General features: G+C 72.3%; 13 protein-coding genes and 1 pseudogene. 7 read left to right on the top strand and 7 right to left on the bottom strand.

The genetic code is table 11. The features are described 5' to 3' along the window. The first annotated feature begins 196 nt into the window (after nucleotides 1–196). From MF605_RS10040 to MF605_RS10030, 3 genes are read left to right on the top strand one after another with little or no spacing between them, the layout of a single operon-like run. A complete protein-coding gene (locus MF605_RS10040) occupies nucleotides 197–457 on the top strand; it encodes a type II toxin-antitoxin system Phd/YefM family antitoxin (protein WP_134416753.1) in 261 nt (86 codons plus the stop codon). Next, nucleotides 458–712: a Txe/YoeB family addiction module toxin gene (locus MF605_RS10035; protein ID WP_134416751.1), complete on the top strand. Its 255-nt coding sequence runs from the start codon at nucleotides 458–460 to the stop codon at nucleotides 710–712. It begins immediately after the preceding gene. A gap of 1 nt (nucleotide 713) precedes the next feature. After that, nucleotides 714–1,280: a mismatch-specific DNA-glycosylase gene (locus tag MF605_RS10030; RefSeq protein WP_134416749.1), complete on the top strand. Its 567-nt coding sequence runs from the start codon at nucleotides 714–716 to the stop codon at nucleotides 1,278–1,280. Nucleotides 1,281–1,323: 43 nt separating this feature from the next. Here MF605_RS10030 and MF605_RS10025 read toward each other — a convergent pair whose 3' ends face one another. The 6 genes from MF605_RS10025 to MF605_RS10000 form a co-directional block, all read right to left on the bottom strand. Further along, nucleotides 1,324–2,106 carry an Rv2133c family protein gene (locus MF605_RS10025; RefSeq protein WP_134416747.1) on the bottom strand — a complete coding sequence of 261 codons (783 nt, stop codon included), beginning with the start codon at nucleotides 2,104–2,106 and terminating at the stop codon, nucleotides 1,324–1,326. Next, the gene (locus tag MF605_RS10020; protein WP_134416745.1) at nucleotides 2,106–2,648 is read right to left on the bottom strand and encodes an Rv2134c family protein; all 543 of its coding nucleotides are present in this window, start codon (nucleotides 2,646–2,648) and stop codon (nucleotides 2,106–2,108) included. Before MF605_RS10020 ends, MF605_RS10025 begins: the two co-directional genes overlap by 1 nt. After that, the gene (locus tag MF605_RS10015) at nucleotides 2,645–3,370 is read right to left on the bottom strand and encodes a histidine phosphatase family protein (protein WP_197458599.1); all 726 of its coding nucleotides are present in this window, start codon (nucleotides 3,368–3,370) and stop codon (nucleotides 2,645–2,647) included. The genes MF605_RS10020 and MF605_RS10015 overlap by 4 nt, the downstream gene beginning before the upstream one ends. Nucleotides 3,371–3,725: 355 nt before the next feature. Continuing rightward, nucleotides 3,726–5,132, bottom strand: coding sequence for a Dyp-type peroxidase (locus tag MF605_RS10010; protein WP_063190265.1), 1,407 nt, complete (start codon nucleotides 5,130–5,132; stop codon nucleotides 3,726–3,728). A gap of 1 nt (nucleotide 5,133) precedes the next feature. After that, the gene (locus MF605_RS10005) at nucleotides 5,134–5,829 is read right to left on the bottom strand and encodes a hypothetical protein (protein WP_063190264.1); all 696 of its coding nucleotides are present in this window, start codon (nucleotides 5,827–5,829) and stop codon (nucleotides 5,134–5,136) included. A gap of 53 nt (nucleotides 5,830–5,882) precedes the next feature. Beyond that, the gene (locus tag MF605_RS10000; RefSeq protein WP_208857720.1) at nucleotides 5,883–6,971 is read right to left on the bottom strand and encodes a catalase family protein; all 1,089 of its coding nucleotides are present in this window, start codon (nucleotides 6,969–6,971) and stop codon (nucleotides 5,883–5,885) included. Between the two features lie 208 nt (nucleotides 6,972–7,179). Here MF605_RS10000 and MF605_RS12015 point away from each other — a divergent pair. The 4 genes and pseudogenes from MF605_RS12015 to MF605_RS09970 all read left to right on the top strand — a co-directional run bounded on the left by MF605_RS12015 (nucleotide 7,180) and on the right by MF605_RS09970 (nucleotide 11,485). Beyond that, nucleotides 7,180–8,831, top strand: a pseudogene (locus tag MF605_RS12015) (ABC-F family ATP-binding cassette domain-containing protein). Nucleotides 8,832–8,916: 85 nt separating this feature from the next. Continuing rightward, entirely contained in the window at nucleotides 8,917–9,600 is a 684-nt protein-coding gene (locus MF605_RS09980; RefSeq protein WP_134416743.1) for a type 1 glutamine amidotransferase domain-containing protein, read from the top strand. Nucleotides 9,601–9,641: 41 nt separating this feature from the next. Further along, complete coding sequence (locus MF605_RS09975) at nucleotides 9,642–10,652, top strand: NADP-dependent oxidoreductase (RefSeq protein ID WP_134416741.1); 1,011 nt, start codon at nucleotides 9,642–9,644, stop codon at nucleotides 10,650–10,652. A 26-nt stretch (nucleotides 10,653–10,678) separates the two neighbouring features. Next, nucleotides 10,679–11,485 (top strand): alpha/beta fold hydrolase, encoded by an 807-nt coding sequence (locus MF605_RS09970; protein WP_237068965.1) that lies wholly within the window; start codon nucleotides 10,679–10,681, stop codon nucleotides 11,483–11,485. A 31-nt stretch (nucleotides 11,486–11,516) separates the two neighbouring features. On the opposite strand, the gene MF605_RS09965 is transcribed toward MF605_RS09970, so the two are convergent. Next, a complete protein-coding gene (locus MF605_RS09965) occupies nucleotides 11,517–12,008 on the bottom strand; it encodes a MarR family winged helix-turn-helix transcriptional regulator (RefSeq protein WP_036382885.1) in 492 nt (163 codons plus the stop codon). Between the last annotated feature and the right edge of the window lie 16 nt (nucleotides 12,009–12,024).

The raw sequence follows: 12,024 nt of genomic DNA, 5'->3' as shown, positions 1-12,024 counted from the left end.
CCCTGAGGCTTTCAGCTGCTCGACCAGGTCCTGGCCCGAGGGCTCGCCTGGGTTCTTCTCGTCGATCATGGTCATGATTCTTACCGTTCCTCTCGGTACGGCTTACACAGACCATCTGACACGCCCGTGTCGGCTGAGTTCCACCTCACCGACTGGTACCATAAGCAGGTACCGCGACGCGCCTGAGGAGGCCCCCATGTCCATCAGTGCCAGTGAAGCCCGCAAGACCCTGTTCCCGCTCATCGAGCGAGTGAATGCGGACCGCGAGGTCGTGGAGATCGTCTCCCGCAAGGGGAATGCCGTCCTCATGCCCGCGGACGAGTACGCCGCCTGGCAGGAGACCGCCTACCTGTTCCGCTCCCCGGCCAACGCCCGCCGGCTGCTGGACGCCTACGAGCGCGCCCGCGCAGGGAGCGTCGAGGAGCACGCTCTGGACCGCATGGACGGGGACGCCTGAGTGCGCCTCGTGTGGGACCGCTCGGCCTGGGAGGACTACACGCACTGGCAGACCACGGACCGCAAGGTCCTCAAGCGGATCAACACCCTCATCGACGCCGCCCTGCGTGATCCCTTCGACGGGATCGGCAAGCCCGAGCAGCTGAAGTACGGCGCGCCCGGGGCATGGTCCCGACGCATCACGGAGGAGCACAGGCTCGTCTACCTCGTCGACGGCGAGGACCTGATCATCCTCCAGGTGAGGTATCACTACTGACATGCGCTTCACCCAGGCCGAGCTCCAGCAGTTCCGCGACCGCACCGTCCCCGACCTGCTGCCGGACCCGCTGCGGCTGCTGTTCATCGGCATCAACCCCGGCCTGTGGACCGCCGCCACCGGAGCGCACTTCGCCCGCCGCGGCAACCGCTTCTACCCGGCCCTGCACCGCGCCGGGCTCACCCGGCACCTGATCGACGCCTCCGACGGCTACAAGGCCGAGGACCTCGCCGAGCTGCACGCCCGCGGCATCGGGATCTCCAACCTCGTCCCGCGGGCCTCCGCCCGCGCCGACGAGCTCACCGCGGAGGAGCTCGCCGCCGCCCCCGCCCGCCTGGACGCGCTCGTGGCCGCGCACGCGCCGGCCGTCGTCGCCGTGTTGGGGGTGACGGCCTACCGGCAGGCGTTCGGACGCCCGAAGGCGGCGCTGGGGGAGCAGCAGACGCCGTGGCCGGGCACGCGGCTGTTCGTGGCGCCGAACCCCAGCGGGCTCAACGCCCACGCCACCGTGGACTCGCTCGCCGCGGACTACCGTGCGGCCGGTGCCGCGGCGGGGCTCGTGGACTGAGTGCACCCGCCGTCCCTGCGGCCGCGCTGACGCCTCGGGCCCGTCAGAACAGCGGCCAGGGGACGGCCGGCGTCAGCCCGCTCGGGGCAGGGAACCGTCCGTCGTCGAGCAAGCCAGCGCAACGATCCGCAAGGGCACCGATCTCCTCGGCATTGAGCAGCTCAGCCAGCTTGCGCCCCAGCTCACCCTCGAGCCCCTCGAGAACGCGCCCCACGCCGTCGCGCTCCTCCTCGCTCAGGGCCTCACCGAGCCATCCCCACAGCATGGTCCGCAGCTTGTCCTCCACGTGGAAGGTGAGCCCGTGGTCCACGCCGTACCGGTGACCGCCGGGCATGGCGAGGATGTGGGCGCCCTTGCGGTCGGCGTTGTTGACGATCACGTCGAACACCGCCATGCGGCGCAGCGCCGCCGAGTCCTCGTGGGCCAGGACCAGCCGATTCCCGTCCTCGTCCTCACCCTCCAGGATCGTGAGCCACCCCGAGGCTGGCACCTGATCCGCCGGGAATAGGTCCACGGCGTCCTGCTCAGGGTCCTGCTCCTGCCAGAGCTGCACCATGCCCTCGCCGAACGGGCCATCGCGCAGCCACGTGTGCGGCACGATGTCCCACCCCAGTGCCTCAGACACCAGGTGCGCGGCCACCTCGCGGCGGGCCAGGGTTTCGGCGGGGAAGTCCCACAGCGGGGCCTCGCCGACCACCGGCTTGTAGACCACCGGGGTGTCACCGATCGCGCCGAGGAACGTGGCGTTGGACGCCGTCGTGATGCGGCCGGTGAGCATCAGCTCCCCGGACACCAGCTCGCCGGCGGGCACGTCCGCGGCGCTCATCAGGAGTCGGGGAGGGTGCAGTCGTGGCCGTCGGGGTCGATGGGCTGGCCGCAGTCCGAGCAGACCGGACGGCCGGCGTCCACGACCTCCCGGGTGCGCCGGGCGAACGCCCGGGCGGCGCCGACGGGCATGCGCACGCGCACGGCCTCGGCGTCCGCCTCGGGCGCCGGGTCGGCGTCGTCGTCAGAGAGCGGGTGCGCGTCGATGAGCACCTGCGCGGTGGTGGGGTCCCAGCCCAGGCCGATGGCCCCCACCCGGAACCACTCCTGCACCGGGTCCAGCGGATCGTTGTCCACGAGTTCCACGGGCGTGCTGGCCGGGACGCTGTGCGGGTTGCCCTCCAGCGCCATGAGATCGTCGAGGATCTCGTCGATCATCTCCGCCATCAGGGCCGACTGCTGCTTCTCCAGCGCCAGGCTCACCAGCCGGGGCCCGGTGCGCACCTGCAGGTAGAACGTGCGGGCGCCGGGACGCCCGAGCGTCCCGATCACGACCCGATCCGGCCAGTCGAACTCATGGGCGGGGGCAGGTGCATCAGTCATGCCACGATCCTAGGCGTCTGCTCGTCCACTGCACCGGCGCCCGTGCCTGCGCCGCCGCCCACCGGGGCGTCGTCGGACGGGCCGAGGGTCGCCAGCCAGGACAGGTCCCCGGCGTCGGTGTTCATCGCCCAGACCCGCGGGCGGTTCGGGCCGTAGCTCACGATGGACACGGAGGCGGGTCCCACCTCGATCCGCTGGAACAGATCCAGGTGCGTGCCGAGCGCATCGGCCAGGATCGACTTGATGACGTCCCCGTGGCTCACCGCCACCCACACCGCCCCGGGCCCGTGCTCGGCCTCGACCGCGGCGTCGTGCCGGCGGATCGCCGCCACCGCGCGGGCCTGCATGCCCGCCATGGACTCCCCACCGGGGAAGACGACGGCGGACGGCTGGGTCTGCACCGTCGCCCACAGGGGCTCGGTGGCCAGGTCGCTGAGCGCGCGCCCCTGCCACTGGCCGTAGTCGCACTCGGTGAGGTCGTCGTCGACCAGCGAGGGCACCGCCCCCGACTGGCGATCGAGGAGTGCGCGGGCCGTCTGCGCGCACCGCTCCAGGGGACTGGCCACCACCGCGGCCACGGGCACGGCCGCGACCCGATCCCCGGTGCGGGCCGCCTGCTCCCGTCCGTGGTCGTCCAGGCTGACCCCGGGGGTGCGGCCCGCCAGCAGTCCGGTCGCGTTGGCCGTGGTGCGGCCGTGCCGCACGAGAAGTACCGTCGCCATCACTCCAGCCTACTGACGGGGCGGACGCGCCTCAGCGGGACGGGTCACGGGACAGGGGAGTCCACCGCAGGGTGAGGCCCTCGACGGCGGCCATCGCCGCGTGGACGTCGTCGGCGGCGTCCTCCAACCCGTCCGCCACGTCTTCACCGGCCGAGGTGAGCAGCAGGACGGCGTGGTCGTCCGCGCCGGGCTGCTCGCCCGGGTCGGCGCGCCAGCCGCCCCTGCCCCGGACGCCGTCCTCGTCCCCGGGCAGGGAGCTCAGCCACGTGGCCGCGGCCCGGGCCGCCCCGCAGCCAGTCGAGGTTCACCTGTTACGGCTGGGCGCCTGCGGGGCCGCCCGGGGACGGGGGCTGCATCACGCCTCGGCGTCCGACTGCTCGGAGGTCCAGCCCGCCTCACCGATCCACCGCAGGGCGCTGAGCGAGGGCATGAAGAGGTACTCGCCCCCGGCCATCCGGTTGAAGGTGGTGATGCCGTCGATGCGCTTGCGGGCCGGCTCGGCGGGGATGGTGAACCGTCCCTGCGTCGGGTCGTCCTCGTGCAGACCGACGATCGGGTCCCGCTCGGAGCCGAGGTCGACGAAGTTGCCTCCGTTGATCCACTCCTGCTGCATGAACTCGATCGTGTCGAAGGCCCGGGCGCTGATGAAGATGAAGTAGATCCCGCGGTCCTCCTTCGCGTCGTCGGCCGAGGTCACCTCCGGCGACCACCCGGGACCGTAGGTCGAGGAGCGCCGGATGATCCGCTTGATGTTCACGTCCGTCATGATCGACAGGTCGCTGTCCCGCGGGTTGAGGCGACGCATGTGGCTGGAGTGCGGGCACATCAGGCCCTTCGGGTCGTCCTCGAAGGTGAAGTCGTTGCGCCGCTCCGGGTCGTTGCCCAGCTCCTCGTCGTCGTGGTCCGGGGAGAGCACCAGCGGGGCGCCGCTGCGCCACCGGCCGAACATCTTCGCGGCGATCCGGTGCTGCTCCTCCGGGTCCGGGCTCTGCGAGGCCAGGTACTCGTTGAAGGCGCCCACCCGACTGGCGAACTTGCGCAGCACCACGTAGGTCCCGTTGCGGCCCAGCACATCCGGCTGCGGCACGGCCAGCGGGGAGCCGGTCTCGCTGTTCTCGCCCAGGATGAACTCGCCGGCGGAGATGGAGCGCTCCTGGCCCGGCTGAGGCCGCACCCCGCTGCCGGCCACCGTCGGCTGCGAGATGGAGTCCCGGAAGCCGAAGGGGTTCTTGTTCAGCTCGTCGACCCCGAACCGGTGGGTGGCCACCAGGGTCACTCCGGTGGAGTGCTCCAGCACCTTCTCCGCCTGGTCCAAGGCGGCGTCCAGGGCGTCGGCGTCGGCCGCGTAGATCGTCAGCGCGATGTGGCAGGCGTCCTGGGTGAACGCCTCGTCCCAGTGCTCCGGGGCGTTCGGCCCGGTGTCCATGAGCTGCTGAGCGCGGGCGGCCATCCCCTGCTGGTAGGGCAGCGGGAAGCTGGACAGGGAGTCCTCGGGCAGCCCCAGGGCGCGCAGGCCGGCATAGCTGATCGCCACGCCGGTCCAGGACTGCAGGTCGTCGGCCCAGTCCTGCGCGGAGGTCACGTACTCGGCCAGGCGACGGACGAAGTCCCGACCGCCTTCGGCCTCCTCCACGGTCAGCATGGCGTGGGCGCCGACGTAGGGCTCAGGCCGCGACCGCAGCACCAGGCCCTGGATGTCGTCCAGGTCCAGCTCGACCCGCTCCCGATCGAAACGTTCCTTCAGGTCCTTGAGCACGCCCATCTCAGTAGTCCACCGCCTCGGGGGTGGAGATCGTGTCGGTGAGCTGCTTCAGGGCGGCCGCGGTGTCCTCGTCCAGGTCGGTGCGCCCGGCCATCTGGTCCAGGAAGGTGTTCACCGCGTCCTCGGTGCGCTGCAGTCGACGCGTGTCCACCACGGTGACCTGCGGGTTCGCCACGAACCACCCGGAGGCGGTGATCTGGTGGTCGGCGATGAAGTCCTTCACGGTCGGGCTGTCGATGCCCGGCCACCCCTCCACGTTCTGGAAGAGGAGGTCCATCAGCTCGGGGATCTTGGTGGCGAAGTCGTTGATGTACGCGTCCCAGTCGCCGTCGTAGGCCGTGGCGAAGAGGATGCGGGTGTTGTCGTCGAAGAAGACGAAGCGCATGTCGTGCAGCGTGGACACGCGCTGGGCGCCGTCCATGTTGCCGCGGGTCAGGTCGAAGATGCGCTGCAGCCGTTCGGCGCCGCCCGGCTTGAGGCGGGCGATCGCGGTCAGCTCCGAGACCTTGCCCGAGCGCATCCCCACGCGGCCGGCGGAGTCGGCGGTGCCGGACAGGTCCGGGTTGTGCTCACGGATCATCGCCTCGAGGGCGATCTTGGCCAGCGTGGGGGCGTCCTGGGCGACGTCCTCGACGGCGCGCTTGACGGCGTCGAGGCGGCTCTCGTCCTGCAGTCGGGGGTCGGGGCGGTCAGTCATGAGGTCCTCCTTCGAGAATCCTTTGGGGTGAATGGTGAGGGGTGGGGCCGGGATCAGTCCGGGATGTCGTCGAGCGACGACGGCTCGGGGGCCGGGCGGTCGTTGAACTCGTGGCGGAAGCGAGTGGACTGCTCATAGGCGCGCTTGCGGACGCGCATGATGGAGCCCAACGGCTGGTGCTCGACCACGCCGTTCCAGGGGTTGAAGGTGAGGGCGTCGTCGCCGTAGACGCGGCGGGGATGGCTGTAGCTCTCCTGCGCCTCGATGCGCAGGGTGGCGACGGGCTGGTGCGGGGCCTCCTCCTCGTCCCACAGGACGGAGGCGTCCTCCACCGGCATGCGCTCCGGGTCGGTCGCCAGCTGCGCCCGCAGGACGTATTCTGCGCTCTCACGCGAGAAGAAGTCGGCGACGATCTCGCTGATCGAGGAGAAGTCCTCCACCTTCATGTCCTGACCGGTCAGGGCGCGCACGTTCTCGGACGCCGGGGCCAGCGAGATCTTCGCGACGTGGTCCCCGTAGCGCAGGGCGCCCTGGGTGAAGTACGTCTCGCCGAGGACGTGGGCGTTGTCCCGCCCCAGGCCCTCCAGGGTGGCGCTGGGGGTCCCCCCGACGGTCTCCACCGCACCCCGGACCACGCGCGCGGCGCCCGTCGTCAGGCGCTGCAGCAGCTCGGGGGACTGGGAGTTCTTCTCCAGCAGGCTCAGCATCTCCTTGTAGCGGGCCACGGTGCCGAAGGCGAGCGTCGGGAAGTTCACCATGAGGAAGTCCTGATTGTGGCTGTCCAGGTCCGGCAGCAGCCGCTTGCCCTCCACCCCCAGCACCTTCAAGGCCCAGCCCCGCGGGGCGGGAGTGCGGTCGGTGTGGATGTCCCCGGGTGCGGAGGAGAGCCGCGCCACCGCCTCGTAGGTGCCCGGACGGGCGAAGATGCCCTTCGCCAGCTCGGGAGCCAGGCCCTCGTGCACCTCCAGCGTGGCCTTGAGGACGGCGTGGCTTTTGGCGTGGGCGTCGCGGTGGGCGTGCTTGTGCTCTCCCGCCGCGCGGCGCTGTGCCGCGCCCATCTGGGCCAGGATCTCGCGGGTCAGGTCCTCCTCGCGGTCGACCGAATGCTCGATGTCGGGCGTGTACTTCACCGGTTCAGTCATCAGTGCTCTGCCTTCTCTCTGGAGCGCCGTGTGCGCCGCGCGGAGCCGCGCACCTGACCCTGGCGACGCTATGACTCTCCCCCTGTCAGGGCAAGGAAGGAAGCGCGCCGCAGGTCTGGGAGTCGGGGCCCGGGGGCGGTGCCCCGGGGGATCTGTGACAGTGTGGCGGTGACCCGCCCCAGGGAAGCGCACTCGAGCCAGGAGAAGCATGACCGCCACCCTTGTCGCCTCCGGCCTCGCCGGCGGCCACGGTCACCGCACGCTCTTCGAGGATCTGGACCTCACGGTCGCGCCCGGGGACGTCGTCGGCGTCGTGGGGGCCAACGGCGCGGGCAAGTCCACCCTGCTGCGCATCCTCGGCGGGGACCTCGCGCCGCAGGCCGGCACGGTCAGCCTGGCCCCGGCCGACGCGTTCGTGGGCTGGCTGCCGCAGGAGCGCGAGCGGGTGCCGGGGGAGACGGTCGCCGGGTACATCGCCCGCCGCACCGGCTGCGCCGAGGCCACTCGAGAGATGGACGCCTCCGCTTCGGGCCTGGCGGACCCGGACGTCACGGACGCCGCCGCAGACCGCTACAACACCGCCCTCACCCGCTGGCTGGCCTCCGGCGCCGCGGACCTGAGGAGCGCATCCCCGCCGTCCTGGCCGACCTCGGCCTCGACCTCTCCGCCTCCCCGGAACAGGTCCTCATGACCTCCCTCTCCGGTGGGCAGGCCGCCCGCGTCGGCCTCGCCGCGCTGTTGCTCTCCCGCTTCGACGTCGTGCTCCTGGACGAGCCCACCAACGACCTGGACCTCGACGGTCTGACCCGCCTGGAGGCCTTCGTGCAGGAGCTGCGCGGCGGCGTCGTGCTGGTGAGCCACGACCGCGAGTTCCTGGCCCGCTGCGTCACCCGCGTCCTGGAGCTCGACCTCGCCCAGCGCACCAACCGCGTCTACGGCGGCGGCTACGAGGCCTACCTCGAGGAGCGGGCCACCCTGCGCCGCCAGGCCCGGGAGAAGTACGAGGAGTTCGCCGAGCAGAAGCAGGACCTCGTCTCCCGCGCCCGCATCCAGCGGGAGTGGTCCAGCCAGGGCGTGCGCAACGCGATGAAGAAGTCCCCGGACAACGACAAGCTGCGCCGCAGGGCCAACAGTGAGTCGAGCGAGAAGCAGGCCCAGAAGGTCCGGCAGATGGAGAGCCGCATCGCGCGCCTGGAGGAGGTGGAGGAGCCGCGCAAGGAGTGGAGGCTGGAGTTCACCATCGGTGCGGCGCCGCGCTCCAGCTCGGTGGTCGCCACCCTCAACGACGCCGTCTTCCGGCAGGGAGGCTTCACGCTCGGCCCGGTGTCCCTCCAGGTGAACGCGGGGGAGCGGATCGGCATCACCGGGCCCAACGGGGCCGGCAAGTCCACCCTGCTGCGCGGGCTGCTGGGCCGCCAGGCCCCGGACGAGGGCACGGCCGCCCTGGGGTCCAGCGTGCAGATCGGGGAGATCGACCAGGCGCGCTCGCTGCTGGCCGGGACCGTCCCGCTCGCCGCGGCCGTCGAGGCGCTCGTGCCCGAGATGGCCTCCGGGGAGGTGCGCACCCTGCTGGCCAAGTTCGGCCTCAGGGCCGACCACGTGAACCGCCCCGTGGACGAGCTCTCGCCCGGCGAGCGCACCCGGGCATCCCTGGCCCTGCTCCAGGCCCGCGGGGTGAACGTCCTGGTGCTCGACGAGCCCACCAACCACCTGGACCTGGAGGCCATCGAGCAGCTCGAACAGGCCCTGGAGACCTATGAGGGCGCCCTGCTGCTCGTCACCCACGACCGCCGCATGCTGGACACCGTCCGCACCGACCGTCGCTGGCAGGTCCAGGACGGGCGGGTGACGGAGCGCTGACGACCCGGGCACCGTCACCCTTGCCCGAGATTCGGTTGTGTACGACCATGAGAGTTCAGTCCCCACCGACGAAAGGGCCCCAGACATGTCCCGCATCCTGATGATCCTCACCTCGCACGACCAGCTGGGCGACACCGGCCGCAAGACCGGGTTCTGGCTCGAGGAGTTCGCCTCGCCCTACTACGTCTTCACGGACGCCGGCCACGAGGTCACCCTCGCCTCGCCCCGCGGCGGCCAGCCGCCCATCGACCCGACGAGCTCGCAGCCGGAGATGCAGACCGAGGCCACCCGCCGGTTCGACCAGGACGAGGAGGCCAAGGCCGCCCTGGCCCACACCACGCCCCTGGCCCAGGTGGACGTGGACGGGTTCGACGCCGTCTTCTACCCGGGCGGTCACGGCCCGCTGTGGGACCTGGTGTCCGACGCCGACTCCACGCGGATCATCCTCGACAGCGACGCGGCCGGGCGCCCGCTCGGCCTCGTCTGCCACGCGCCCGGGATCCTGCACCCGATCACCGCCGCCGACGGCACCCCGTTCGTGCGCGGCCGTCAGGTCACCGGGTTCACCAACGGCGAGGAGGAGGCCGCCCAGCTGACGGACGTCGTCCCGTTCCTCGTCGAGGACGCGCTGATCGCCGCCGGCGCGGACTACCGCAAGGGCCCGGACGGGGAGAGCTTCGTGGTCACGGACGGCACCCTGGTGACCGGCCAGAACCCGGCCTCCTCCGCCGACGCCGCCCGCCGCCTCCTGGACCTGCTCGCGCGCTGATCCTCCACCGAGCCCGCCGCCCCGACCCCGAGGAGACCACCATGAGCACCCCCACCCGCACGCGCGAGATCCACCTCGCCTCCCGCCCCCACGGCGCCCCGACGCCGGAGAACTTCCGCCTCACCGAGGTCGAGCTCCCCGAGCTCACCGAGGGCCAGGTCCTCGTGCGCAACACCGTGATGTCCGTGGACCCGTACATGCGCGGCCGCATGAACGACGTCGAGTCCTATGTGCCTCCGTTCCAGCTCGACGCCCCCCTCGACGGCGGCGCGGTGGGCACCGTGATCGCCTCGCGCCACGCGGACGTGCCGGAGGGCACGTCCGTGCTCCACGGCCTCAGCTGGCGCGAGCACGCCGTCCTCGACGGCGACACCGTCCAGGCCGTGGACACCTCCCAGTTCTCGGACAGCACCTACCTGGGCGTGCTGGGCATGACGGGTCTGACCGCCTACACCGGCCTCGTGCACGTGGCCGAGATGCAGGAGGGCGACGCCGTCTTCATCTCGGGCGCCGCGGGGGCCGTCGGCTCGGTCGCCGGCCAGATCGCCCGCCTCCTGGGCGCCTCGCGCGTCGTCGGCTCGGCCGGCACGCCCGAGAAGGTGGCGTGGGTGAAGGAGCTGGGCTTCGACGCCGCGTTCGACTACCACGACGGCTCGCCCACGGACCTGCTGGCCGAGGCCGCGCCGGAGGGGATCGACGTCTACTTCGACAACGTGGGCGGCGACCACCTCGAGGCCGCCATCGCCGCGCTGCGGGTCGACGGCCGCGTGGCGATGTGCGGTGCGATCGCCCAGTACAACTCGACGGAGCCGCCGGCGGCCCCGCGCAACCTCGCCCTGGCGATCGGCAAGTGCCTGACCCTGCGCGGCTTCGTCCTGCAGAAGTACGCGGCGCAGGTCCGTCCCGAGTTCCTCGAGCGCGTGGGCCCGTGGGTCGCCGACGGAAAGATCCAGTGGGACGAGACCGTCCGGGAGGGTCTGGAGAACGCGCCCCAGGCGTTCATCGACCTGCTCGAGGGCGCCAACACGGGGAAGATGGTCGTCCGGCTGTGACGAGCGACGGCGCACTCGGGGGCGGCATGGACACCTTCCGGCATCAGGGCCTGACCTTCGATGTCCGCGACGGCGGGCCGGCCGAGGGGGAGGTGGTCCTGCTGCTGCACGGCTTCCCGCAGGACGCCACGTCCTGGAGGCACGTCGAGCCGCTGCTGCACGCCGCGGGGCTGCGCACCCTCGCGCCGGACCAGCGCGGCTACTCCCCGGGGGCCGCGCCGCGGGCGACGGCGGCCTACCGCCTCCCGGCGCTCGTGGGGGACGCCGTCGCGCTGGCGGACGCGGCGGGGGCGCGGCGCGTCCACGTCGTCGGCCATGACTGGGGCGGCGCCGTCGCCTGGGCGCTGGCCGCCGCCCACCCCGAGCGCGTCGCGTCCCTGACCGTCCTGTCCACGCCGCACCCGGCCGCCCTGGCCCGCGCCCTGCGCGGCCCGGACCAGCTGCGCCGCAGCTGGTACATCGCCGCCTTCCAGGCACCGGCCCTCCCCGAACGGATCCTCTCGCGACGGCTGGGCTCCCTGCTGCAGCGGGGGCAGGTCCCCGGGGCGGAGCACTACGCCCGCCGGTTCTCCACCCCGCAGAGCCTGCGCGGCCCGGTGAACTGGTATCGGGCGAACCCGGATCTGGTGACCACCACGAGCAGCGCGCCCGTGTCGGTCCCCACCACGTATGTGTGGGGCACCCGGGACGCGGCCCTGGGGCCGCGGGCCGCCGAGCTCACGGCGGGGCAGGTGGCGGGGGAGTACCGGTTCGTGGCGCTCGACGCGGACCACTGGCTGCCCGAGCGCGAGGCGGACGCCGTCGCCCGGGCGATCCTGGACCGGGTGCGCTGACCCGCGCTCCGCGCGGGCCGCTCCCGCCGTTTCAGCGCGGCCCGGCGGCCTCGGTGATCCGGTTCAGCAGGTCCATGAGGACCTGGCGCTCGGTGGTGTCGAGGGGGATCCGGGTGAGGGCGTCCACCGGGACCGTCCGGGCGGACGCCCGCAGCGCTCGTCCCTCGTCCGTCAGCCGGACCAGCACGCGTCGCTCGTCGTGGACGTCGCGCTCCCGCGTGACGAGCCCCATGCCGGCCAGGCGCCGCACCAGGGGTGTGATCGTCCCGTTGTCCATGCCGAGCCGGTCCCGCAGCGCGCCGACCCCCAGCGCGCCGGCGGCGTCCGACGTCGACGCCTCCGTCTCAGCCGAGGCGTCACTCTCCACCTGCCACAGGGTGAGCATCACGAGGTACTGCGGGTAGGTGAGGCCGAGGCGGGAGAGCAGGGGGCCGTAGCCGCGCGTGACGGCGCGCGCCGCCCGGTGCAGGGCGAAGCAGAGCTGGTCCTCGAGGGCGAGGCTGGGGGTCGGCGCGGCATCCATGGGAGCGATTCTAGTG

Source organism: Micrococcus luteus, from assembly GCF_022664405.1.
In the GTDB taxonomy this organism is placed as follows: Bacteria; Actinomycetota; Actinomycetes; order Actinomycetales; family Micrococcaceae; genus Micrococcus; species Micrococcus luteus.
This window is presented reverse-complemented; position numbering and strand designations above follow the sequence as displayed.

Excerpts from the sequence above, each read along its gene's own strand:
- MF605_RS10040 (WP_134416753.1), top strand. The coding sequence starts at position 197 with ATGTCCATCAGTGCCAGTGAAGCCCGCAAGACCCTGTTCCCGCTCATC.
- MF605_RS09970 (WP_237068965.1), top strand. The coding sequence starts at position 10,679 with ATGGACACCTTCCGGCATCAGGGCCTGACCTTCGATGTCCGCGACGGC.
- MF605_RS10005 (WP_063190264.1), bottom strand. The coding sequence starts at position 5,829 with ATGACTGACCGCCCCGACCCCCGACTGCAGGACGAGAGCCGCCTCGAC.
- MF605_RS10025 (WP_134416747.1), bottom strand. The coding sequence starts at position 2,106 with ATGAGCGCCGCGGACGTGCCCGCCGGCGAGCTGGTGTCCGGGGAGCTG.
- MF605_RS10020 (WP_134416745.1), bottom strand. The coding sequence starts at position 2,648 with ATGACTGATGCACCTGCCCCCGCCCATGAGTTCGACTGGCCGGATCGG.
- MF605_RS09975 (WP_134416741.1), top strand. The coding sequence starts at position 9,642 with ATGAGCACCCCCACCCGCACGCGCGAGATCCACCTCGCCTCCCGCCCC.
- MF605_RS09980 (WP_134416743.1), top strand. The coding sequence starts at position 8,917 with ATGTCCCGCATCCTGATGATCCTCACCTCGCACGACCAGCTGGGCGAC.
- MF605_RS09965 (WP_036382885.1), bottom strand. The coding sequence starts at position 12,008 with ATGGATGCCGCGCCGACCCCCAGCCTCGCCCTCGAGGACCAGCTCTGC.
- MF605_RS10000 (WP_208857720.1), bottom strand. The coding sequence starts at position 6,971 with ATGACTGAACCGGTGAAGTACACGCCCGACATCGAGCATTCGGTCGAC.
- MF605_RS10030 (WP_134416749.1), top strand. The coding sequence starts at position 714 with ATGCGCTTCACCCAGGCCGAGCTCCAGCAGTTCCGCGACCGCACCGTC.
- MF605_RS10015 (WP_197458599.1), bottom strand. The coding sequence starts at position 3,370 with ATGGCGACGGTACTTCTCGTGCGGCACGGCCGCACCACGGCCAACGCG.
- MF605_RS10010 (WP_063190265.1), bottom strand. The coding sequence starts at position 5,132 with ATGGGCGTGCTCAAGGACCTGAAGGAACGTTTCGATCGGGAGCGGGTC.